This is a genomic window from Congzhengia minquanensis (genome assembly GCF_014384785.1).
Classification (GTDB): Bacteria; Bacillota; Clostridia; order UBA1381; family UBA9506; genus Congzhengia; species Congzhengia minquanensis.
Map to the genome: position 1 here is coordinate 650,307 of NZ_JACRSU010000001.1, position 19,353 is coordinate 669,659.

General features: G+C 48.7%; 20 protein-coding genes and 1 tRNA gene. 9 read left to right on the plus strand and 12 right to left on the minus strand.

The features are described 5' to 3' along the window. Positions 1 to 4: 4 nt before the first annotated feature. The 4 genes from H8698_RS03030 (at position 5) to H8698_RS03045 (ending at position 3,804) form a co-directional block, all read left to right on the plus strand. On the plus strand, positions 5 to 754 hold the full coding sequence (locus H8698_RS03030) for a polyphosphate polymerase domain-containing protein (protein WP_249311117.1): 750 nt from the start codon (positions 5 to 7) through the stop codon (positions 752 to 754). Positions 755 to 836: 82 nt separating this feature from the next. Beyond that, positions 837 to 1,523 (plus strand): DUF4956 domain-containing protein, encoded by a 687-nt coding sequence (locus tag H8698_RS03035; protein ID WP_249311118.1) that lies wholly within the window; start codon positions 837 to 839, stop codon positions 1,521 to 1,523. Positions 1,524 to 1,576: 53 nt separating this feature from the next. Beyond that, on the plus strand, positions 1,577 to 2,251 hold the full coding sequence (locus tag H8698_RS03040) for a response regulator transcription factor (protein ID WP_177677251.1): 675 nt from the start codon (positions 1,577 to 1,579) through the stop codon (positions 2,249 to 2,251). Further along, positions 2,251 to 3,804, plus strand: a complete 1,554-nt coding sequence (locus H8698_RS03045) for a sensor histidine kinase (protein WP_249311119.1) — start codon at positions 2,251 to 2,253, stop codon at positions 3,802 to 3,804. Before H8698_RS03040 ends, H8698_RS03045 begins: the two co-directional genes overlap by 1 nt. Before the next feature lie 74 nt (positions 3,805 to 3,878). Here H8698_RS03045 and H8698_RS03050 read toward each other — a convergent pair whose 3' ends face one another. After that, positions 3,879 to 4,124, minus strand: a complete 246-nt coding sequence (locus H8698_RS03050; RefSeq protein ID WP_249311120.1) for a DUF6809 family protein — start codon at positions 4,122 to 4,124, stop codon at positions 3,879 to 3,881. Between the two features lie 124 nt (positions 4,125 to 4,248). Here H8698_RS03050 and H8698_RS03055 point away from each other — a divergent pair, with 124 nt between their 5' ends. Then, positions 4,249 to 4,536: a DUF6809 family protein gene (locus H8698_RS03055; protein WP_249311121.1), complete on the plus strand. Its 288-nt coding sequence runs from the start codon at positions 4,249 to 4,251 to the stop codon at positions 4,534 to 4,536. A gap of 48 nt (positions 4,537 to 4,584) precedes the next feature. On the opposite strand, the gene H8698_RS03060 is transcribed toward H8698_RS03055, so the two are convergent. From H8698_RS03060 to H8698_RS03075, 4 genes are all read right to left on the minus strand, one after another. Further along, the gene (locus H8698_RS03060) at positions 4,585 to 5,955 is read right to left on the minus strand and encodes a hypothetical protein (protein ID WP_249311122.1); all 1,371 of its coding nucleotides are present in this window, start codon (positions 5,953 to 5,955) and stop codon (positions 4,585 to 4,587) included. Positions 5,956 to 6,105: 150 nt separating this feature from the next. After that, positions 6,106 to 6,837, minus strand: a complete 732-nt coding sequence (locus H8698_RS03065; protein WP_249311123.1) for an amino acid ABC transporter ATP-binding protein — start codon at positions 6,835 to 6,837, stop codon at positions 6,106 to 6,108. Further along, positions 6,821 to 7,516: an amino acid ABC transporter permease gene (locus H8698_RS03070; RefSeq protein ID WP_177677565.1), complete on the minus strand. Its 696-nt coding sequence runs from the start codon at positions 7,514 to 7,516 to the stop codon at positions 6,821 to 6,823. Before H8698_RS03070 ends, H8698_RS03065 begins: the two co-directional genes overlap by 17 nt. Positions 7,517 to 7,607: 91 nt before the next feature. Beyond that, positions 7,608 to 8,411 (minus strand): transporter substrate-binding domain-containing protein, encoded by an 804-nt coding sequence (locus H8698_RS03075; RefSeq protein WP_249311124.1) that lies wholly within the window; start codon positions 8,409 to 8,411, stop codon positions 7,608 to 7,610. A gap of 227 nt (positions 8,412 to 8,638) precedes the next feature. Here H8698_RS03075 and H8698_RS03080 point away from each other — a divergent pair, with 227 nt between their 5' ends. From H8698_RS03080 to H8698_RS13480, 3 genes are all read left to right on the plus strand, one after another. Then, complete coding sequence (locus tag H8698_RS03080; protein WP_249311125.1) at positions 8,639 to 9,568, plus strand: copper amine oxidase N-terminal domain-containing protein; 930 nt, start codon at positions 8,639 to 8,641, stop codon at positions 9,566 to 9,568. A 19-nt stretch (positions 9,569 to 9,587) separates the two neighbouring features. Next, entirely contained in the window at positions 9,588 to 10,142 is a 555-nt protein-coding gene (locus H8698_RS03085) for a hypothetical protein (protein ID WP_249311126.1), read from the plus strand. A 97-nt stretch (positions 10,143 to 10,239) separates the two neighbouring features. Further along, a complete protein-coding gene (locus H8698_RS13480) occupies positions 10,240 to 10,341 on the plus strand; it encodes a TnpV protein (protein WP_430393565.1) in 102 nt (33 codons plus the stop codon). Positions 10,342 to 10,468: 127 nt separating this feature from the next. Here the strand turns inward: H8698_RS13480 and H8698_RS03090 are convergent, their stop codons facing one another. The 6 genes from H8698_RS03090 to mtaB all read right to left on the minus strand — a co-directional run bounded on the left by H8698_RS03090 (position 10,469) and on the right by mtaB (position 18,651). Continuing rightward, positions 10,469 to 12,034, minus strand: coding sequence for a sigma-70 family RNA polymerase sigma factor (locus H8698_RS03090; RefSeq protein ID WP_249311127.1), 1,566 nt, complete (start codon positions 12,032 to 12,034; stop codon positions 10,469 to 10,471). 355 nt (positions 12,035 to 12,389) lie between these two features. Further along, positions 12,390 to 13,604 carry a hypothetical protein gene (locus H8698_RS03095; protein ID WP_249311128.1) on the minus strand — a complete coding sequence of 405 codons (1,215 nt, stop codon included), beginning with the start codon at positions 13,602 to 13,604 and terminating at the stop codon, positions 12,390 to 12,392. A gap of 1 nt (position 13,605) precedes the next feature. Continuing rightward, positions 13,606 to 14,727 (minus strand): DUF58 domain-containing protein, encoded by a 1,122-nt coding sequence (locus H8698_RS03100; protein ID WP_249311129.1) that lies wholly within the window; start codon positions 14,725 to 14,727, stop codon positions 13,606 to 13,608. Continuing rightward, positions 14,724 to 15,668, minus strand: a complete 945-nt coding sequence (locus tag H8698_RS03105; protein ID WP_249311130.1) for an AAA family ATPase — start codon at positions 15,666 to 15,668, stop codon at positions 14,724 to 14,726. The genes H8698_RS03100 and H8698_RS03105 overlap by 4 nt, the downstream gene beginning before the upstream one ends. 24 nt (positions 15,669 to 15,692) lie before the next feature. Beyond that, on the minus strand, positions 15,693 to 17,282 hold the full coding sequence (locus tag H8698_RS03110) for a hypothetical protein (RefSeq protein ID WP_249311131.1): 1,590 nt from the start codon (positions 17,280 to 17,282) through the stop codon (positions 15,693 to 15,695). 49 nt (positions 17,283 to 17,331) lie between these two features. Beyond that, the gene (gene mtaB / locus H8698_RS03115; protein WP_249311132.1) at positions 17,332 to 18,651 is read right to left on the minus strand and encodes a tRNA (N(6)-L-threonylcarbamoyladenosine(37)-C(2))-methylthiotransferase MtaB; all 1,320 of its coding nucleotides are present in this window, start codon (positions 18,649 to 18,651) and stop codon (positions 17,332 to 17,334) included. Positions 18,652 to 18,821: 170 nt separating this feature from the next. Between mtaB and H8698_RS03120 the strand changes: the two genes are divergently transcribed. After that, positions 18,822 to 18,898, plus strand: a tRNA-Pro gene (locus H8698_RS03120). 204 nt (positions 18,899 to 19,102) lie between these two features. Here the strand turns inward: H8698_RS03120 and H8698_RS03125 are convergent. Then, complete coding sequence (locus H8698_RS03125) at positions 19,103 to 19,267, minus strand: toxin-antitoxin system protein (protein WP_249311133.1); 165 nt, start codon at positions 19,265 to 19,267, stop codon at positions 19,103 to 19,105. Between the last annotated feature and the right edge of the window lie 86 nt (positions 19,268 to 19,353).

Here is a 19,353-nt window from a genome sequence, read left to right on the forward strand (position 1 = left end):
AATTATGGCAATTGAAGTATTTAACCGGTATGAACAAAAATATCTTTTAACCCGCGAAACCTTTTTAAAGGTAAACGAGGCGGTGAAACAGCACATGGAGCCGGATGCTCACAGTGCGGGGGACGTGTTCTACCCCATTTGCAACATTTATTACGACACAGAAGACTGCGCCCTAATCCGCGCCTCCGTTGCCAAGCCGGCCTATAAGGAAAAACTGCGTTTGCGTTCTTACGGCAGAGCGAAGCCCGACGATTTGGTCTATCTGGAAATTAAGAAAAAATACCGCGGTTTGGTAAACAAGCGGCGCACCGCAATTCCTCTTTCCTGTGCGGCGGAGTTTGTTCAAACCGGCGCCCTGCCCCAGGTTTTGCCCTGCATGAACCGGCAGGTAATGGGCGAGCTTTCTTACTTTGTGCGCACCCATACCCTTATGCCAAAGGCCTTTGTGGCCTACGACCGCATTGCCTATTTTGACAGGGAAACCCACGACCTGCGCATTTCGTTTGACCGCAATCTCCGGGCCAGGAGCGACAGGTTGTCGCTAACCTCCGCTGACACAGGCACGCCGATCATAAAATCCGACGTTTATGTGATGGAGGTGAAAACCAGGTTTGCCGCTCCCCTTTGGCTGACAGATTTGCTGGCAGACCAAGGACTATATAAACAGAGCTTTTCAAAATATGGCAGCTTTTATTTAGACGCGCTGACAGCGCCCGCGCCCGCCGCCCAAACGGATGCGAAAAAAACAGCTTAACGCTAATAGTTTACCAAACGCCCCAAATGCGGCCCGCCGTTGAGGTGCAAAAATACAAGCGGGCCGGAAAGGATTTTACACGATGAACGACTTTCTCACTTCACTTACCGCCGGTTCGGGCGAAACGCTGACGGCTACAGCCGTGCTGCTTGCATTGTTGGTTTCCGGCCTGAGCGGTTTCATGATTGGCTTTACCTACTTGAAAACCAACGACAGCGAAAATGTTCAGCGCAACTTTGTGTTAACGCTTTTTATGCTGCCTGTGATTATGAGCGTGATTATCCTGTTTGTGGGCAGTAACGTTGCCCGCGCGTTCAGCCTTGCGGGCACAGTTTCTATCATTCGCTTCCGCAGCGCCCCCGGCGACCCAAAAGACATTGGTTACATCTTCTTTTCCGTGGCGGCGGGTCTTGCCTGCGGTATTGGCTTTTATTTTTACGGCCTCGCCTTTGTGGTGATTTTGTGCATCATTATGGCTATTTTGGAAAAATCGAAGTTCGGACGGCCCCGGGCACGGGCACGTATGCTGAAAATCACCATTCCGGAGGATTTAAACTACACCGGCGCCTTTGCAGACGTGTTTGAAGCCTATACCAAACGTATTAGCCTAAACGCCGTAAAAACGGCGGACTTAGGGTCTGTGTTCGTGCTGACATATCACATTGTTATGGCGGAAGGAGCAGACGAAAAGGAACTGATTGACCAGCTTCGGTGCAGAAACGGGAACTTAACCATTTCTATTTCCGAAATTCCCGCCATTGCAAAATAGGTTGAAAAAACCATCTGCACATGATAAAATAAAGAAAAAAGGAGGCGGGGCAAATGCGCATTTTGGTTGCAGAGGACGAGCGCGACTTAAACCGGATTATCACCAAGCGTTTAGAAAAGGCGGGCTATAGCGTTGACAGCTGTTTCGACGGTGAGGAGGCTCTGGACTTTTTAGACGCCGGCGAGTATGACGGCGTAATTTTAGATATTATGATGCCCCGGCGGGACGGGCTTTCGGTGGTGGCGGCCATGCGGGAGAGAAAAGACCATACTCCCGTGCTGTTTTTAACCGCCCGCGACACGGTAGAAGACAAAGTTACCGGCTTAGACGCCGGTGCGGAGGACTATCTGGTAAAGCCCTTTGCTTTCGATGAGCTTCTGGCCCGCATTCGGGTGATGACCCGCAAGCGCGCAGGTCATAGTACCAATGTGCTTACAGCCGCCGACTTGACGCTTGATGCCGGCCGCCACACCGTTACCCGGGGCGGAAAATCCATTGACCTTTCCGCAAAGGAGTTTGCCATTTTAGAATATATGCTGATGAACAAGGGGCTTGTGCTGTCCCGGGAAAAAATTGAAAACCACATTTGGAATTTTGACTATGCAGGCGGTTCAAATGTGATTGACGTGTATATCCGCTATCTGCGGAAAAAGATTGACGACGGCGAACAAACAAAGCTGATTCATACCATTCGCGGCAAGGGGTATGTGCTGAAGGAGGAATTTTAATGCGCGGCATGAAAGGGCGGCTTTCCATAAAGGCCCGGGTAACGGCTTGGTTTGCCGTGATTATGTTCTGCATTGCCACAGCGGTGTTTTATGTGATGATTGTGCACCGCACGTCTCAGGTGAAGGCTGACGCGAAACACAGCTTAGAAGCTTCTGTGGCAGGCTTTGCAGATATGGCGGCACGCACCGGGGGCGATTTTTCCGAGTTCGACGGCCAGCGCCTGTCGCAGGACAGGGCCACGCTATCACAGGACGAAACTAAGCCGTCGCAAGACGGGACAGTTCCGCCACAGAATGAAGACGCGCCAGCCCAGGAACCCCCGGACAACCCCGGCGGCCCGTCCCGAGGCAACAGCAGTTCTCCCCAGGGCGGCCCAGACGACGGCAGGTTCACAGGCGGCAAAAAGCCCCGCACCTATGCCGGCGGCGTGCACATGGCAGTGTTTTCAGAAGACGGCGAAACCCTGCTGGGGCAAATTCCATTTGAGTTTGACGAAATTGACTTTCAAAACGGCGAGTTAAGAGCCGTCACCTCCAACTCTGAACGGTATTTCATGTTAGACCGCAAGGTTGCAACAGACAGCGGCGATGTGTGGGTGAAAGGCGTTATCAACATTTCCGGCGCTTTAAATGCCGTAAACTCCACCGTGGCGGCGGACTATGCGTTAATTATCGTGTTAATTCTCATCGCGGCGGCAGGCGGATATTTCATTGTAGGAAAGGCTTTGGCGCCCATTGCCAAAATGCGTAGAACCGCCCAGGAGATTGCCGACAGCAGCGACCTTTCCCGCCGCATTCAGCTTGGCGACGGCAAAGATGAGGTTTATCGCCTGGCCGCGGTGTTCGACGAGATGTTAGGCAAAATTGAACACTCCTTTGAGGCGGAAAAACAGTTTACCCAGGACGCGTCCCACGAGCTTCGCACCCCCGTTGCGGTGATTTTGTCCGAGTGCGAATTTGCCTTAGACTGCGCCAAAACCGACGGCGAGTTCCGGGACTCTTTAAGCGTTGTAAAGCGTCAGGGTGACAAGATGGCCAAGCTCATTTCCGAGCTGCTGACCATTTCTCGCATGGACAAAAGCAATGTTGCACCCAGCCTGGAAGAGACCGACCTTTCAGAGCTTTTAGAAATTGTGTGCGACGAGCAAAAGGAGCTTTGCCAAACAGGAACAGCCTTTTCTTTAAACATTGAGCCAAACGTTGTGGCAATGGCTGACAGCGGGCTGATTGCCCGGCTGTTTATTAACCTCATTTCCAACGCCTGCCAGTATGGAGCGGAAAACGGCACAGTGGCCGTGTCGCTGAAAAAGGACGGCGCAAACGCGGTGTTTTCCGTAACCGACGACGGCATGGGCATTGCGGAGGAGGACATTCCAAAAATATGGGAGCGGTTTTATCAGGTGAACAAGTCCCGCACCAACGAAAACGGCAGCATGGGGCTGGGACTTTCCATGGTGAAGCAAATTGCCCGTCTGCACCGCGGCCGCGTGTGGGTAACAAGCACTTTAGGCCAGGGAAGCACCTTTACGTTTACCATGCCTCTGGGGTTGTAGCAGCCTTATTTCTTTAAATCATAAACCGGCGTTACCAAAAGGTAGCGCCGGTTTTGTTATTTACCGTAATAACCCTATTTTTTATTCATATATACTTCAGCCATTAACTGTGCCCCGGCGCAAAAGCCCTGATGAAAGGCATTTTCAACCTCCACCCAGTTTGCTGCATTCATATCATTAAAAATGCTTTCAAACTTTTCTAATTCATCTTTTGTAAAATTATTCTCTTTTTCACAAACATTCTGTAGTAATGACCAATACTTTGAGTCTTTCGGAATAAAATTGGGTGTGCCTAAAAATAAGTCGCGCAGTTCGTTCAAAACTAATGTCATATTTTTTATATAATAAAAATTTTTATATTTATAGCAGTTATAATTCTATTTCGGAATTATGATATCTCAAAAATAATATATAATGGCTTTATAGTGATAGGAGGTGATAAGAATGGAATCGGTTTTACACAGAATTTATATTGGTAGCTTAGGTCCTGTAAAATATTACGAGCCTAGGAGCGTAGAATTTTGGAAACAGAACGAACAGGTAAACGCCATTTTGGAAAAATGGGCAGCGAAGCTGGGAAATGAAGACCAGCTGGACATTTTTGACGAAATGCTTACGGTTTATATTCATATGTCCGATCTGGAACGGGAAGAAATGTTTCAACGCGGCTTTAACCTCGCCGCGAAGCTGATGAGTGAGGTTTTCTTTGAAAACACCCACGAAGCTAAATAAATTGAAACAAAAAAAGGAAGGCCGCCTGAGGGCGGCCTTTTTTTCCGTTTACATTGCGCAGGTCACGGTGGGGTTCGAGTTATAGCCCGAGCCGGTGAGCTGTGTCATGTGTTTTAAATATCCGTTTTCATACCGTTTTTTCATATAATCCGAATCCACAGCGTCAACATCGCCCCAAATGCGTACCTTTGTTTCGCCGGGATAATAGCAAATGAGCTGTTCACCGGGATAGCCGAAGAGCTTTGTCAGGTTCATTTTGGTTCCGCCCGGGCGGCACAGCACCTTGCCATCTGTGTCATACAGCACGCCTTCGGCAAAGAATTCATGAAATCCGTCGCCGTTTAAGTCCACCGGCACGCACTTGTGCAGGGGAATGGGGAAATCGTATTCCACGGGCTCGCCCGTCAGCGCGTCGAACAGATAGGTTTCCGACGGAATGTGCATGGCAATGGGCTCAATTTTCACAGCCAGGGCAATTTTGCGGTAGTCGGGCTTTGTGGTCATCACCCAGCCAATGTGCATGTGGTTGGTGTTGTAACCCGTCACTTCGCTCTGCACTGCGCGCCAAACCACGTTTCCCTGCGCGTCGTAGGTCACAACACGCCAGCAGCCTACAAAGTCCTTATCTTCACGGCAGGTGTAAATATACATGTTGCCGTCAGGCGCCCGGAACGGAAGAACCGTGTCGCTGTGACCGCGGAATTCCCCGTCGGTGCACACCACAACGTCGTGACCGTCGTCAATGGAGATGAGGCGTTCGCCCCAGAACACTTCGTCAACGCCGTCTTCATTAAAGTCGAACACGGAAATGGCGTGGGAAGACCTGGGCCCCGGCTCGTCTGCACCGATTACCCGTTCCCACCGAAGCGACATGTCGGAGTTGTAGGCCTGCAAAAACATGTCCCCATAGGTTCCCTGGGCGGTGATTAACACCGGCTGGCCGTTGGCATAGCCCGCCGTCATGTTCTGGCGGTAGGAGTGGGTTAAGGGTTCCATTACCGTGTTTTTCACCGGGAATGGCCACGTGCCCATGGTGGAACCGTCCCGGGGGTCAATTTTTTCCAGAACGGTGCTCAACACGCTGAAGGGGCGCTTATCGTCTGTGTTGTGCACAAAATAAATCTCGTCCATTCCGTCGTTGTCCAAGTCAAAGGCCAAAAACGGCGAAAACCACGTGCCGGGAATAACGCCAATGCCAAATTCCCGCCGCCAAATACGCTGGCCCTGTTCGCCGTAGAGCGCCAAGTTCATGCGGCCTGTGGGAAAGTGCAGCGACTCCTCCCAGGGGTCAATGTTGTCCGACTCGGAATATCCGAACAAAATATATTCCGGCTCGTCCTTCGAAATGTGCAGCTGAACAGACTTCACCTGTCCCAGCTTCATTCCCAAATCAAACTCTTTTAATATTTTCACGTTCATATGAAAAAGCCTCCAAATATAATTTTCAAGCTTATTTTATCGCAAAGCGAACCAAACCGCAACACATATTTTGCAAAACGCCCCTCTTTTTTATGATGATTGTTGCAAAACAAAAAGGCCTTTGCACAAAGCGGTGCAAAAGCCTTATCATTATAAAATACAGTTTAAAAACGCCTGGGTGCGCTCGTTTTTCGGATTTTTAAAAATTTCCTCCGGCGTGCCTTCTTCCATAATTACGCCTTCGTCCATAAAAATCACCCGGTCGGCCACGTCCCGCGCGAAGCCCATTTCATGGGTCACCACTGCCATTGTCATGCCGCCTTTGGCCAGCTCTTTCATCACAGCCAGCACCTCGCCTACCATCTCGGGGTCTAAGGCCGAGGTGGGCTCGTCAAACAGCATAATGTCGGGTTTCATGGCCAGTGCGCGGGCAATTGCCACACGCTGCTGCTGACCGCCGGAAAGCTGGTGGGGATAAACGTGAGCCTTATCTGCCAGGCCAACCCGGGCCAACAGCTCTTTGGCGTTCTCTTCAGCCGTTTTTTTGTCCATCTTTTTTAAATCCACCGGGGCCAGCATCACGTTTTTTAACACCGTGAGATGGGAAAACAGGTTAAAGCTCTGAAACACCATGCCAATGTTCTGCCGCACGCGGTTAATGTTGGTCTTTTTGTCGCAGATTTCAAATCCGTCCACCACAATACTGCCGGAGGTGGCCGTTTCCAGCTGGTTTAAGCAGCGCAAAAAGGTAGACTTGCCCGAGCCGGACGGCCCGATAATGCAAACCACCTCACCCTCGGCAATTTGTAAATCAATGCCGCGGAGCACCTCTAACTTCCCAAAGGATTTATGCAAATTCGTTACGTTAACTTTTATGTTCATAATTCACTTTTTTCTCCAAATATTTTGACACCAGCATTAAAATGGAAATTACCACAAGGTAATAAACCGCCACCAGAATATATGTAGCGAAAAACTGGTAAGACTTGCCCACATACACCTTTGCCCGGTTCACAATATCTGCCAGGCCAATAACCGACAGAATGGAGGTGTCTTTAATGGTGATGATAAACTGGTTCACCAAAGACGGCAGCGTAATTTTAAAGGCCTGGGGCAGCACAATTTTCGTCATGGTGCGCCAGTGGGAAAGGCCCAGGCTTCTGGCCGCCTCCACCTGTCCGCGGCTCACGGCGTTAATTCCGCTTCTAAAAATTTCGGAAAGGTATGCCCCGGCGTTTAAAGACAGGGTAATTACCCCTGCCAGAAACGGTGAGATGCGCACCGTATCCGTAATTTGCATGGCTGTCAGCATCAGCTGAATGAGCTGGGGAACGCCGAAATATACGATAAACGCCTGCACAATCATTGGCGTTCCGCGGACAATCCAGACATATGCGCCCGAAAGGCCGCGCAGCACGCGGAACTTTGAAATGGCAAAAAAACAGGTGATCAGCCCGATGATAATACCAATTATAATAGACAGCAGCGAAATTGCCACCGTCATTTTAATGCCTTCTAATAAAAGAGGCGTCGCTTCCTGAATTGTTCTTAAAAAGTCCATAAATCTTCTCTCTGATTTCTAAAATATTGCCGGCCGGATAAAAGCGCGCCTTTAAGGAAAACGCGCTTTTATCCCCGGCGCACAGCGTCTGTTAAGACTGATAGCCGTATTTTTCTAAAATTTTGTCATATTCGCCGTTTGCCTTAATGTTGGCAAGGCCCTTGTTAAACATTTCAATCAGCTCGGGATTTGTTCCCTTTTTCACCGCAAAGCCATAGTCGCCGGGATTGAGCACCTCGCCCACGGTTTTCAGGTCTAAGTTTTCTGAGTCGATGGTATATTGAATTACCATGCGGTCTTCAAAGCAGGCGTCGTCCGTGCCGTTCTTTAGGGCTGTGTACATGGTGGGCGAATCTTCATAATACACCAGTTTTAAGTCATATTCATCCTTTTTGCTCTCGGCATAGGCCGCGCCCTGGGTGCTGGTTTTTACGGCAATCTGCTTGCCCTTTAAGTCTGACAAATCTTTTGCATCGCTGTCCTTTTTCACGACCAGAATCTGGCCGTCTTCAAAATAGGGTTCGGAAAAATCAAAGGTTTCCCGGCGTGCGTCGGTAATGGTCATGCCGGCAATCATTGCATCGGCCTGGCCTGCCTGCACCGCGCCCATAGAGGCGTCGAACCCCTCGTTTTTCACTTCATATTGAAAGCCCTGGTCTTTGGCAACCGCCGCCAAAATGTCCATGTCAATGCCCACATAGGTGTTTGTGGACTGGTCTAGGAACTCATAAGGCGGGAACGCGTTGTCCGAATAAATTACATAAGTTTTGTTGCTGGCTGCGCCGCCCGGCGCAGAGGATGCAGAAGTACCTGAATCAGAATTTCCGCAGGCAACAAGGCTTAACGCCATCACAGCCGCCGCGGCCACGCATAAAAATTTTTTCAATTTCATCATACCGCTTCTTCTCCTTTATTTTTAAATTATTTGTATAGGTTTTTATTTTACCACATTTTCACAAAAATTACAAGCCCAATCCGCAATTTTCTGTGAAAAAAATAAAGCGGCGGCTTAAAAAAACCTGCAAATCCGCGGCAAACTTGACAAATTCAGCATCGGGTGGTATAATCATTACAAAATTGTTAAATTTAAACTTGAATAGAAAAAAAAGGAGTATGTTTTATATGAAAAAAATAATTAGTATGCTGGCGTGCTGCGTCATGCTGCTGGCGTGCACGCAGGCGCTGGCGGCAGAACCCATCACCGTGGTTTTAGACTGCGCGCCGGTAGAATTTACCCAGGAGCCGGTAATTTTAAACGACAGAACGCTGGTTCCCGTCCGTGCCATTTTCGAAGCTATGGGCGCTTCCGTGGACTGGAACGGCGAAACCCAGACGGTGACCTCCGTGCTGGGCGACACCACCGTGGTGATGGTGGTGAACAACAAGGTAATGACGGTGAACGGCGCGTTTAAAACGTTAGACGCCGCGCCCCAGCTGGTAGAGGGCAGCACCATGGTGCCCACCCGGGCCGTGGCTGAAAGCTTTGGCTGCACCGTGGAGTGGAACGCGCAGGACCGCAGTGTAAACATTTTCTCTCAGGCATTTTTGGCAAAAACAGCTGCAGCAGAGAGCTTCAGTTCCGTAAAGAAGCTGACCCAAAGCGGAAAAACCGCGGTTTCGGCCTTTAACATTCCCTATTTTGAGGGGTATGACGTGAAGACCGACGCGCCCGACGGCACGGATTTTGAAATCAGCACCACCACAGACGCGGGCCACGCCTCGCTCTCAGTGCGTTCTGATCTTTACACCGGCGAGGACGCGCGCTTAACCGACGAGTATGTAAAAAGCGTGGCAGACGGCATTGTCACCGTGGTTTCCGGCACTTTGCGCTCCTACGGTGTTGTGCTTTTAGGCGGCATTGAGTTTATGAAAATTGAATATACCGCGCCGCGCACCGTGTTTGGCATTACCGACCACGAGCCGGACATTACGGTTTACATGGGCCGGAAAAACGGCGTCGTTTACACCGTGACCTATTCAATCTACGGCGAAGTTGGCAGAACGGCAATCGGCGACTTTAACTACATGTTAAACGCGCTTTTAATCGCCTGATAAAAAAGGAGGGAACCCCATGAAAAAGAAGCTGTGTTTGTTTTTGGCCTGCTTGGTAAGCGTTTGTCTGCTCTCTGGCTGCGGCGGGCTGGTGTTTTTAAAGGGAGCAGACGGCCCCACTGCTGCAAAAAGTACTGAAGAACCGAAGAACGGTCGGCGTTTTGCCCGGGACTATTTAAACCAGACCAAGTCGGAAATTGAGGCCGCCCTGGGCGAAAAAGACCAGGAGACCTATTACGGCGGGGCGACGGTTTTTAAACTGAAAAACGCTGACATGTGGTTTTGGTTTGGCGGCGACGAACAGCAGTTTGAAGACGTTCCTCAGGACGCAAAATGCGTTTTCGTCCTTGCTACCCTGCGCGACGCGGCGGATTTTGACGACAGCGTTGTGACAAAAGATGTGCTGTCTGCAAAGCTGGGGTTTAACTTTTCTGAACCGGAATTAGACGAGCACGACGGCGTGTATGAATACACCGCCCACAAGGACGGAGTGCAGTGCACCGTTTCCTGCGCGGAAGACGGCACCGCGCTGGCCCATGATGACTATGTGATTTATAAACTGATAAACGAATAGAAATAAAAGGCCGCCCTTTTGCTATCGCCTGATAAGGAAGTAAAAAATCTTTTTATACTAGTCTGCCGACCGAGCGAAAGCTTAACGGCTTGCTGACATTAATGGACAGGCGGAAAGTATGTTTTCTCGGCTGGTAAATGAAATGGCCAAATGGCAAGGCGTAACGGAACGGTTAAAGTCCATGAATACAATGGCGTGAGCAGGTAAAATGAATGCCGTCCGTAGTACAACGATTTAGATCATCAATGCGGACTTCATATTCACATAATAATTGATGCCCGCAGACTAAAACAAGTCTGCGGGCATTACTGTTCGTAGTATTGTTATTATTTCAGAATAATGTATGTAGTAGGAAGAGTTGCATTCCCGCTATAGGGAAGCAGATATTTATGCTCAACTAAATTGGTTACCGGAGCTGATATAGCATCCTCAAATAATCTAAGATATGCCATATCTTTTGCATACTTTTTAAGGTGAACTGGTATGTGATTTGTTAGTATTTCTTTAACCGTATCCATTAAAAGCTCCGCTTCATCAGAGATTTGAGTTGCTGTGTCTAACAAAATTTCTTTGAGCTTTTGATGTTGCTCTTTAGTGAATACGGGTACATTTACAGTCAGTTTGTTTTCATTTTGAAGCACAAAGCCTTTCCTAACCATGTCTGCAGCAGCAGCTAAATCATTTTCACTAAATTGAACAGTATTGCCTTTTGCAATATCCAAAAACACATTGGTTACATTCTGTCTGTTAAAACAATACTGATGCACCATCTCCCCGTTGATTGGAAAGTCCATAAATTGCACATAATCGCCGCTGTTGTTTTCAACATTTGCAATACCGAACCTAAATTGTGAATTCCAATCGCTTATTTCGCACTTTTCTTCGCCCCAAACAAAACATTCTGTGCCGAACTTATCTTTGGGATACACCACCTTAATTTTATTTTGCAGAATTTCAATAACTGCACGATAAAGAATAAAACTCACCATTTGCCAATTAAATGAATTCTTATTCATATCTGAACCGATAAAACCAATATTTCTGATTTCAGTTTCATTTTTCTCGATTGATTCAATGATAAGTTCAGCTACTCGTTCTTTTAAATCAGCGGTTTTTGTCATTACCTCGTTCACAAAATCTTGTGTAAAGATAATAATATTTGTATAGTATCTGTTTCCAACTTTTTTTAAGAGCTCATATTCATACAACTCGCTGAGTTTATCTTCTATATAAGGGAGGGGGACTCCAATTTCCAAACTAATTTGCTCAGCAGTAATTTTGTCGTTATAACAGGCAAACAAGATGTTTTGAGAAATTTTGCTATCACACAAATGATAATACCGGTTTGCGCCATTGCCCCAAAACAGGAGTGATAAACCTTTCGGATTGTAACTCTGTTGTCCGTAATTTCTTTCCATAACCATACCTCCTTTCAATATTTGTCGTGACTTGAATAGTAGATATTTAGCCATACTTTCGCTAATGGAGAGTATGCAGGATATTTCCGAACAAGATTTATTCTCGATATAATACAGAATAATAGCTCTACGATATTTTTCTGCAAGAAGTGTCAATTCACGGCGTAATATATAAACCTCTGAAGAATCATCTTCAGGTATCAAATCTTCAAGTTGCAAGTTGTCATTCAACTCACACATTTTTATTTTTGCTTTATTCTTACACCACTGTTTATAAACATTTCTGGCAACCGCCCACATAAACCCATAAAAAGCGTCTGTGTTTTTTATATTATCAGCTGATTTATAAATTTCCAATATAATATCCTGGGCTAAATCTTCTGCTTCAAAATGGTTCGATGTACGAGCAGTGCAATATGAAAAAAGCGACATTGCTGTTTCCGTTATTCGAGAATCAAGTTCGTGCTTATCCACGCTAACACCTCCTTTTGTTTAAATCCTCACCGGCGATTTCACCAATATAGTGTCTGAAAAGGCGACATGGTTAAGGTTTGGGGGAAAATAATTTTATTTTTTGAAATGCCGCACACATAAAGGTGTCAGCTTTTTCGTCACCTAAAATTAGACGAAAATGAATGATATGCAGTTTGTGATAATGATATCCGCAGGAATAATGAGCATCGGATTTTGATACCAAAATTCAAACAGGCAGGACTACCGCTTTGTAGCATAAAAAGTAACGGTGCAACCCCTTTTTGAGGTTGCACTGTAACTTACATAGGAATTACTTCCTTATAAGATTTGCCCATTTGGGACGGCCTTGTTCATTTTATTTTCCTTTCACCAAAGCTTTCAGCCGTTCGGTATCTTCTTTTCCGCAGGGTTCTTTGCCGTAGCGCGCCTTTTCATAAATTGCCTGCACGTCGCCGCCGCCTGCCTTTTCGCTGATTTCACCGGGGGTTGCCGACTGCGCCACCCCTTCCGGCAGGGCGGACTGAACAAACCGCCGGTAAAGCTTTCTTATTTTCACGTTCTCCGCCGGGCCGGAGATTGCTGCTTTTTTCCGCGCCTTTGCGCCCCGGCGCACGAATGCGCGCTCCACCTTGTCCGGCACAATGCGCTCGGTTACGTCTTTATCCGTCTCTTTCGCACCGGCAAACAGGGCCTTCACCCTGCCATAAACGAACACCGCCAGAGCAATTGCACCAATTATAATTGCCGCATAAACCAAAATAAACACAATGTTGTCTAAAATGTCCCAAATGGGCGAAATCTCGCCGCTCTTTTCAAAAATACCGGCATTAAACACGCCGCCCAAATCAATCTGCTCCGCCTGCTGAATTTCAGAGGGCTTTCCCACATCTATTTTTCCCAAAACCATTCTAATTAGAAACAAAATGCCGTTTTGCACAGCCGTCACAGCACTCATCAACACCGTTTTCGGCACAACCGCCATCACCGCCGCAGTCACCGCGGCAAAAACGAGCAAAACCGCCCCCGCCTGAGAACGGATTTTTACAAACGGCACGTTGGAAAGCTCCTTGTTGTCCTCTAAAAATGAGCCGGTGCGCAAAAGCCCCGTCTGCAAAAAATAGAGGGACAAAAAGCACACCGCGCCGTAAAAGCAGATGGTGGTGAACTGCTTCAAGCCATAGGCAGCACCCACAATGTAGAGCACACACAAAAATACAGCCAGCGCCCAGTGCACCGCATATTCCTCCGGGCCGCTTTTTTTCAGGCGGCAGTAGAACGAGTCTGCCAGCAAAAACACCAGCCCTGCGGCAAACCCAAACGTGAACCCTGCGGGAATGACGAAAAACGCCACCGCCGCCACGCCGATATGGGCGGCGCAAAACACCAGTGGGTTATAAAAAAGCCGCCGGAAGATATAAAACAACACCGCGGTGCAAAGCACAAGCCCAGCGGTCACAGCCGCAGCGGCGCCGTCCATTGGCCTGCCCAAGCACAAAAACGCCGAGATAACATAACACAGCGATGCCCGCGAAAACAGGCTTGCCAAGTCGAACATCAAATCCCGTTTCATTTTAATAGTGCACCTCCCACCGCGTTACGTTCGCTTCGCGGATTTCCGGCAACGCCCCTGCATCAGGCCGCACAACAAAAATGATATGCAGGCCGCCAGGCCGGGCAAGCTGCTCATAAAGGGCGGCCTTAGCCGTTCCCTTTGCACCGGTGATTAAAACCGTTTCTTGTTTTTCGCCGCCGTTGTCTAAAAGGCGCTGTGCCGTCTCCTGAAACGGCGCGCAGCCCTTTTCCAAATCGATGCGGGCCAGCGCCTCTTTCATGGCCGTTAAATGTCCCGGGCCACAGCCGCTTTTCATGTTTGCCGAAGCCTGTGTGACAATGTCACGCCCGTTGGAGGCAAGCGAAATCTCCGCCCCCTTTTGCACAAACAGGGAGGCAAGGGTGGCCGCAATGCGGATTTCTTCCTCCCGCACCCCATTGTCCGCCCAGTCGGAGTCCGGCTCTAAATCAAGGGCCAGCCGCACCTCCCCGGCGCGGGTGCTTGCGTGAATATTCACCTTCAAATCTCCCGTTTTGGCGGTGGCTTTCCAGTTAATATCCCGCATGGGATCAAACGGTGCATAGTCGCGGATTCCGCGAAACGCAAAGGGGTCTGGCTGCTGCGCCTTCGCCTCTCTCTGGCCCATAATTTTTGAAAAAACAGGCAGCAGCCGCGCCACGTCCGCCCGGGCGGGATAAACAGAAAATTCAGCGCACTGCCCTCCGTTTGGGCGCACGTCTGTGAATTTGGCAGACATTAAAAGGTCAGACGACGTGAGGCTTACGCTGTCAATGGTGTAAAACCCCCGCTTTTCGCACAAAAACTCGTGGGTTCTGGTAATGCGCATGTAGGGCATGACGGAAAAAATATCGTTTTTATAAACCTTGTCCGACCGGGTTACATTTTCGCCGCCGGTGAGCGAAAGCCCCCGGGCAAAAGAAAACTTCACCCTTAACACGGGCACAGGAAAGGCCTTTTTATTTTCAATCACTTCGCTGAGGGCGCTGTTTTCGCCTTCAACGGCAAAAGGCGTCACAAACGAAACTGTGACGCCGAGATTTTTCTTCCAAATGCGTTTATAAATGTACCTTTGAATGTAGAATAACAGCAGGGCGCAGGCCGCAGACAGTATCATTTTCATGCCACGCCCCACTCCTCCGTGGGCACGGGCACGGCCTCCAGCACATCGCCAATGATATGCTCCGCCGACGTGTCAGCCGTTACAATCAGCCTGTGACACAGGCATGCCGGGGCCAATTCCTTCACGTCATCCGGCGTTACAAACTCCCGTCCCCGGCACAGCGCATAGCCCCGCACACAGCCAAGCAGCCCCAATACCGCCCGGGGGCTGATGCCGGTGCACAAGCTTGTGAGCCGGCGGGTGCGGGCCGAAAGCTCTGCAATATAATCTAAAACAGCCGGGTGCACAAACACCTGCTTTGCCGCGGCCTGAATTTCTACCAGTTCCGAAACGGAAACCACCGGCTCCAGCCCGTCTAACGGCGAGGCCGACATAAACCGTTCCATAATGGCAAGCTCCTCCTCTTTTGAGGGATAGCCCAGGCTGAGTTTCATCAAAAAACGGTCAAGCTGGGCCTCTGGCAGGGGAAATGTGCCCGCCGTTTCCACCGGATTTTGGGTGGCAATAACGAAAAACGGCTCCTCCAGCCGGCGCACAACCCCATCGGTGGTAACCTGCCGTTCCTCCATGCACTCTAACAGGCCGGACTGTGTCCGCGGCGTAGCGCGGTTAATTTCGTCCGCCAGCAAAATGTTGCAAAACACCGGACCGGGGGAAAACACAAATTCTTCGGTTTTCCGGTTATAAATGCTTAAGCCAGTTACGTCGGAGGGCAAAAGATTCGGGGTGAACTGAATTCGTGAGAACGCCGCCCCAAAGGATTTTGCCAAAGACTTTGCCAGCACGGTTTTGCCCGCTCCCGGCACGTCCTCTAAGAGCACATGCCCGCCGGCGCACAGGGCTGAAAGGATTTTTAAAATTACGTCCTCTTTTCCCACCACAACCTTAGAAATATTGTCCGCAGCGCTTTTTATGCGCTCCTGCGCTGATTTTAAATCCATTATCACACAACTCTTTTCTAATTATTATGAATAGGACTGAATTTGCCGAATTGCGTCCTGCACGGCCGCCTCGCTCTCCAGCGGCTGGGAATAAATCACGCTGCCGCCGCAGGTTGCCGTGGCAAGGTAGATAGAACCCGCCTTTTTAATGACGCAGGAAATGGGCTTGTTTAAATACTGGCTCACGCCCATCTGTTCGGCATAGGGGCCAATGGCCACCATCTCACCCGTTCTGGGGTGTTTCACCTTTGTGCTGGACGAAATCACCACCGTGGACGAATATACCACGTCCCCGTCCGCCGCAGAATCAGCCGGGCTGTCGGATGATTTGCCGTCTGTCCCGCCCTGGGGCTTTGCCGGCGGAATTGTGTCAAGCTCCTCTGCAAACTTTGCAAAGTCCTCCGGGGTGTTTGTTGCGGTTTCTGCCGCCGCGCCAGCCTGTTTCATCACGTCGTTCCGTTTTAGCACGAACGTGTCGCCGCCGGTTTTCTCCACCGTAATCGTATTCACGTCTGAAAGCAAACTGAACAGCACCGCCGCGTCTTTCGTCAGCTTTGTTCTGTCAATGTTTGCTTCTTCTGAAAACACTAATTTTAGCCCCTCCGGCGATTTTGCCGCAGAAACGGTTTTCATTTGGTCGGGCGTTAAAATCTTTTCTAAAATCTGCATTACCGACTGGTCGGTGCTCTCGGCAGTTTTCATCGCCACCAGTGCTTCAGCGTTGTCGCGGTAGAGATTTGTAGGAATTTCCAAAAGCCGGGACGTTTCTGTTTCGCCGGTTTTCAGGCGGTAAGAGGTAATGCCCTTGTCTTTTACAATCTCTTTGGTTAAGCCGTCAAAAATAACCGGATTGTTGTCATAGGTATAAACACCGTCTCCCCGGTCGTAATAGGAATATAAATAGCCGCGCCCTGCGTCGCTTTCAATGTGCGACCAGGTTTTTAAAACCGCACCGTCGGCTGTGGTTTCATAGCTTAAAACGTCCAGCCCGGTACTCTCACCTTTCTTCTGACGGCTGATAAATGCATCGATTAAGCTCACATTTTTCACCGCGGTACTGCCGTCTGACAGAGTAATCTTTGCGGTTTTGTCGTCGCCAATGTCGTAATAGCCCACTGCCGCAATGTTCTTTTGCGGCGGCTTTGAGCCAATTTCAGGAATTTTCAGGCTTGCCGCAATCCGCTCCGCCGTCATGGAGCTTACCCCCGTGCGGAGCAAGGTAATTGAAATGGCATAAGGCTCGGGGTTGGGTATGTTTTTAATAAAATACTGCACGGCCCTTCCGCTATCTGTTTCAAAGGTGTTTTTTAAAATCACCTCCGTTTTATTTTCGGTTTTCACATTGCCTTTGGCCTCAAAACCCGAATAGGCAACTGCGTTATTTGCATCCGGCTCCTCGTTTATCAAAACAAATTTACCTACTGCAGTGCCATTTTTGTCGGTTAACGTGCCGTTTGCATCAGAGCTCCAGCCCTTTGGCACCGAAATTTCATATCCCTTGGCAGAAATTGTTTTCACCAGCGGCTTGCCAACGGCAAACCACACGGCACAGGCCGCCGCGGCAACAACCAAAACTGCGGCAATCACGCCAACCGCTATTTTTCCTTTTTTCATGTTTCTCACTCCAGTTTCTAACGGGGAAACGCGCTCCCCCATTTCCAATTTAATTTTTATGTTCCTCTGTCAGCTCGCCAATGGCAAGCCCGTCTTTCTCACCGGTAATGGCAACGGTATGAAACTCCCCGCTAACATCCCTTTGGCTTTTGGCCAAAACGGTGATGTAGTTGTCCGTTTTCCCCTCATAAAGATTGGGAATTCCCTTATGCTCCTGCTCAAACAGCACCGAAACGGTTTTTCCAATGTAAGATGCCACAAACTGCTGGTTTAAGGTTTTCACAAGCCCAATCAGCTGGCGGCTGCGATCTTCTTTCACTTCGGGCGCAACCTGGCCATCCATCTTTTCAGCCTTCGTGCCTTTGCGCACAGAATATTTAAAAACATGCGCGTCGGCAAAACCAATTTTTTCAACAAAGGCCAAGGTGTTTAAAAACTCCTCCTCCGTTTCCCCGGGAAAGCCCACCATTATGTCGGTAGTAATAGCCGCGCCGGGCAATGCTCTGCGAATTTTTAAAACTGCGGCTTCATAGTCCGCCGTGGAATAGTGTCGGTTCATTCTGATAAGCGTTTCGTCACATCCGCTTTGCAAAGACAGATGAAAGTGCCGGCAAATTTTTGAAAGTCCGGCAATTTGCTGTGTAAATGTATCGTCAAACAAGGTTGGTTCCAGCGAACCCAAACGAATTCGCGCAATTCCGTCAATTTTGTTTAATTCAGCCAGCAGGTCAATTAAATATGGCCCGCCCCGCTCTTTGCCGTAGGAGGCCAAATGAATTCCCACCAGCACAATTTCTGAAAAGCCGCTTTGGCTCAGGCGCTTAGCCTCGGCAACGCAGCTTTCCAGCGAGCGGGAACGAATTCTGCCCCGGGCGTAGGGAATAATGCAGTAAGAGCAAAAGTTGTTGCACCCGTCCTGCACCTTTAAAAAGGCCCGGCTTCTACCCTCGTAGCTGGTAACACAAAGTTCTTCAAACTCGTCTTTTTCGTCCAAGCCCGACACAAGGCATGCCCGTTTGCGGGTTAATAAAAATTCCTCCACTACGTCCGCCGTGCGGCCCTTGTCCCCCGTGCCTAAAATCAGGTCCACCTCTGAGATAGCCGCAACCTCCTCCGGTGCGGTTTGGGCATAGCACCCCATCACCACCAGCACCGCATTGGGGTTTAACTGTTTTGTCCGCCGAATCATCTGGCGGGACTTGCGGCTCGACAGGTGCGTCACCGTGCAGGTGTTAATTATGTAAACGTCGGCAGCCTGGTCGAAGTCAGTTAAGAAAAAGCCCCTTTTTGCAAACTGTTCTGCCACCGCCTCCGACTCGTAGGCGTTCACCTTGCATCCCAGCGTGCAGATGGCAACGGATTTTGTCATACTTCCTCCAAAAGATTATGATTTTTCACGGTAATATTATACCATGCTCCACCCCAAATGGCAAGTAAATTGCCTCAATCGTAAAAAAAGTTTAAAATTTAGCGCATTTTTTTATAAAAAATACTTGCAATTTATCGCAGATTGTATTATAATAATCAAGTACGCAAAAACGGGATGTAGCGCAGTTTGGTAGCGCACTACGTTCGGGACGTAGGGGCCGCAGGTTCAAATCCTGTCATCCCGACCAGAATTCGCGGTCGAAATAGATGCAATCTGTTTCGACCGCATTTTTATGCAGTTTTTCGGCATTTTTGAGATTTGAAAAACGAATTGACAATGATAGATGCACCCATCGATTTTAGAAGACTTGAACGGGGGACAATGATTAAATTATTATAATACAAAAACAGCATTGCTTAACAATAACGCAATGTTGTTTTTTGTTTATTTATTACTTTGTAAAATCAACATTTGATGTAAGTTCATTTATATGCTCTTTTAAGATAATATTTATATACTGAGATAAAGAGCGGTCATCGTTTTCCGCAAGTACTCGCAGTTTCTCAAGAATATCGTTATCAATTGTTATGCTAATTTTTTCTTTTAATGGTTTCAATATCCTCACCTCGAAAAATATTATATACATAATTCGCATAAAGTATTGACAAGTAGGATAAAGTAGTATAAAATACTACTAGCGAA

Bases quoted from the DNA above. Each gene is read 5' to 3' on its own strand.
- H8698_RS03030 (WP_249311117.1), top strand. From the start codon at position 5: ATGGCAATTGAAGTATTTAACCGGTATGAACAAAAATATCTTTTAACC.
- H8698_RS03035 (WP_249311118.1), top strand. From the start codon at position 837: ATGAACGACTTTCTCACTTCACTTACCGCCGGTTCGGGCGAAACGCTG.
- H8698_RS03040 (WP_177677251.1), top strand. From the start codon at position 1,577: ATGCGCATTTTGGTTGCAGAGGACGAGCGCGACTTAAACCGGATTATC.
- H8698_RS03045 (WP_249311119.1), top strand. From the start codon at position 2,251: ATGCGCGGCATGAAAGGGCGGCTTTCCATAAAGGCCCGGGTAACGGCT.
- H8698_RS03055 (WP_249311121.1), top strand. From the start codon at position 4,249: ATGGAATCGGTTTTACACAGAATTTATATTGGTAGCTTAGGTCCTGTA.
- H8698_RS03060 (WP_249311122.1), bottom strand. From the start codon at position 5,955: ATGAACGTGAAAATATTAAAAGAGTTTGATTTGGGAATGAAGCTGGGA.
- H8698_RS03065 (WP_249311123.1), bottom strand. From the start codon at position 6,837: ATGAACATAAAAGTTAACGTAACGAATTTGCATAAATCCTTTGGGAAG.
- H8698_RS03070 (WP_177677565.1), bottom strand. From the start codon at position 7,516: ATGGACTTTTTAAGAACAATTCAGGAAGCGACGCCTCTTTTATTAGAA.
- H8698_RS03075 (WP_249311124.1), bottom strand. From the start codon at position 8,411: ATGATGAAATTGAAAAAATTTTTATGCGTGGCCGCGGCGGCTGTGATG.
- H8698_RS03080 (WP_249311125.1), top strand. From the start codon at position 8,639: ATGAAAAAAATAATTAGTATGCTGGCGTGCTGCGTCATGCTGCTGGCG.
- H8698_RS03085 (WP_249311126.1), top strand. From the start codon at position 9,588: ATGAAAAAGAAGCTGTGTTTGTTTTTGGCCTGCTTGGTAAGCGTTTGT.
- H8698_RS03095 (WP_249311128.1), bottom strand. From the start codon at position 13,604: ATGAAACGGGATTTGATGTTCGACTTGGCAAGCCTGTTTTCGCGGGCA.
- H8698_RS03100 (WP_249311129.1), bottom strand. From the start codon at position 14,727: ATGAAAATGATACTGTCTGCGGCCTGCGCCCTGCTGTTATTCTACATT.
- H8698_RS03105 (WP_249311130.1), bottom strand. From the start codon at position 15,668: ATGGATTTAAAATCAGCGCAGGAGCGCATAAAAAGCGCTGCGGACAAT.
- H8698_RS03110 (WP_249311131.1), bottom strand. From the start codon at position 17,282: ATGAAAAAAGGAAAAATAGCGGTTGGCGTGATTGCCGCAGTTTTGGTT.
- mtaB (WP_249311132.1), bottom strand. From the start codon at position 18,651: ATGACAAAATCCGTTGCCATCTGCACGCTGGGATGCAAGGTGAACGCC.